We start from the raw sequence: 2663 nt of genomic DNA, 5'->3' as shown, positions 1-2663 counted from the left end.
AAGGCATAAAGGTAACATTAAAGAATTTTCTTAGAAAAACGGACATGTGATTCATTGCAGTGAATAAAATCTCTGTATGGCGCAAGAATGAAATGGAACAACTGCCCCGGGTGTACGTTTAATTGTAAACACTACACCATTCTCTATTTTTCCTTAAAAGCGATACACAGCGAAAATGCTTGACAATATATTTTAATACCGAGTATTTTGTAAAATCATGTATGTATATATAACAAATTGTTTTTTTTGAAAAAAGGGTACAGTCATGGCGAAACGTACTGATAAAAAGGGTTTGATTGTCCTGCTTGTCATTATTTGTGCAGGGATTCTCTATGTTTTTATCCCGAATTTTTCCAAAAAGGAATTGACTGTTCTTTCCCCGTATAATGAATCTCTTTTCCCGCCCGAGATAGCTCCGGCAACATTCCGATGGGAAGACAAATTTTCCGGGGCCAATGTGTGGAAGCTCAGGATTCAGTTCGGGGACGGCACAAATCCCATTATCGAACAGTCTGAAATCCCGCAATGGACACCGAAGCGTGATGTATGGGAGACCATCAAACAGCGGTCGCTCGAAAAAAAAGCCACAGTCACCATTACCGGAGTGAAGAAGGACCTTGCCGGGAAAATCATGACACGGTTTAAAACACTGTCGGAGAACAGGATAACCATATCGACATCGGCGGATTCGGTCGGTGCGCCGATATTCTACCGTGATGTGCCGCTGCCGTTTGACTTCGCCCGCGAGAAAATGGAGCTCATACAGTGGCGGCTCGGGGATATTTCGAAGAGCGAGCGCCCGCCGGTGGTTCTGGAAAACCTCCCCGTATGCGGGAACTGTCACTCCTTTACCCAGGACGGTGCGACGCTCGCCATGGATGTCGATTCCGGCGGCGACAAGGGTTCCTACGTCATCACACCCACGGAGGAGCATATCTTTCTGACGCGGGAGAAACTCATTACCTGGAGCGATTACAAACGTGAGGAAGGCGAGTTTACCTTCGGTCTTCTCGCTCAGATTTCTCCCGATGGCAGGTTTGTTGCAACGACATTGAAGGACCGGGTCATCTTTCTTGGGAAGAACACCGATCTTGCCTTCTCGCAACTGTTTTTCCCGGTCAAGGGAATCATCGGTTTCTATGACAGGGAAAAGAAGAAAATAGATTCATTACCCGGCGCCAATGACACCAGATTTGTCCAGTCGAATCCATCATGGACTGCCGATGGAAAATACCTCATTTTCGCGCGGGCGCCGATTCCGGAATTTGTAAGAACCGATAAGACCAAGAATATTGTTCTTACGAGGGGGCAGTCCTCAATCATTCTCGGAGGAGAACAGTACATCGAGGATACCGCCAATGCGGCCACCTTCGCCTTCGACTTGTACATGGTTCCGTTTAACGATGGAAAGGGAGGAACACCAGAGCCGGTAAAAGGCGCCTCGAATAACGGCATGAGCAATTACTTCGCAAAGTGTTCCCCCGATGGCAAGTGGATTGTATTCTGCAGGGCAAGGAGTTTCATGCTCCTCCAGCCGGACAGCAAGCTGTATATAATGCCCGCTGATTTTTCCGCCGAGCCGCGGATGCTTAAATATAACTCGAAGCTCATGAATTCCTGGCACAGCTGGTCGCCTAACAGCAGATGGCTCGTGGTTTCATCGAAAGAAAATTCGCCGTATACGGAGCTCTATCTGAAACATATCGATGAACAGGGTAATGACAGTCCGCCGATTTTTCTGACCCAGTTCTCGTCGAGCGACAGAGCCCGTAATATTCCGGAATTTGTCAACATGCGGCAGGGGGGTATCGGGCAGATATATGAGAGTTTCGTCGATTACTATTCATATGCGCGAAGAGGGCAGAAACTGGAACAGTATGAAAAATTTGAAGAAGCGGAAAAATCATACCGTCAATCCATCCAGATGAATCCGAACTTTCTCGATTCGCACCGTTATCTCGGTTATCTGCTGACAAGGCAGAACAGGATCGATGAGGCAGAGAAAGAATTCGAGATCGCTTTAAAACTCGCTCCCGATGAACCGCTCAGTTACCAGAACCTTGGTGAATTGTATCTGACCAGGAAACAGTATGACAAAGCGCAGCAGTTATTTGAGAAATCGCTGAAAATTAATCCGAAGTTCGCTCCGGGGCACTCCGGGATCGGATTGATTCTCCTGGCGAAAGGTGATATCGATAAAGCGCAGGCAAGACTCGAAACCGCAATAAAGTACGATCCCGATCTTGCCGATGCATACTTCAGTCTCGGAACGATTTACATGGATAAAAAGGAATATGAGAAAGCCGAACAGTCTTTCAACGCCGTACTCAGATACCGGAATGATGTGGACACGTATAATCGCCTCGGAACGGTCCAGCTTATGATGAAGGAGTACGGAAAGGCGGAAAACAGTTTTATAACCACGCTGAGAATCGATTCCAACAATGCCCAGGCTCTCCATAATCTCGGAATCATCTATATGAACAGGAATGACTTTGCACGGGCCGAACAGGCATTCAGGGCAGTCTATCAACTGAATCCCGATAATCCGAATACCTGTTTCATGCTTGCAAAGGTGCTTTCGATGAACGAGAGAACCATTCCTGATGCGATTACACTCTATTCAAAAGCGCTTACACTTATGCCGGCGAATATTCAGGGAT

1 protein-coding gene is annotated in these 2663 nt (G+C 47.0%); it reads left to right on the top strand.

Features of this window, described 5'->3' with window-relative positions:
• Positions 1-265: 265 nt before the first annotated feature.
• On the top strand, positions 266-2663 hold a 2398-nt coding region (locus LLG96_19505), incomplete at its 3' end, for a tetratricopeptide repeat protein (protein ID MCE5252393.1).

It is taken from the genome of bacterium, from assembly GCA_021372535.1.
Taxonomy (GTDB): Bacteria; Latescibacterota; Latescibacteria; order Latescibacterales; family Latescibacteraceae; genus JAFGMP01.
The sequence above is the reverse complement of the archived record's forward strand: the minus strand, read 5'-3'. Positions and strand labels throughout refer to the sequence as shown.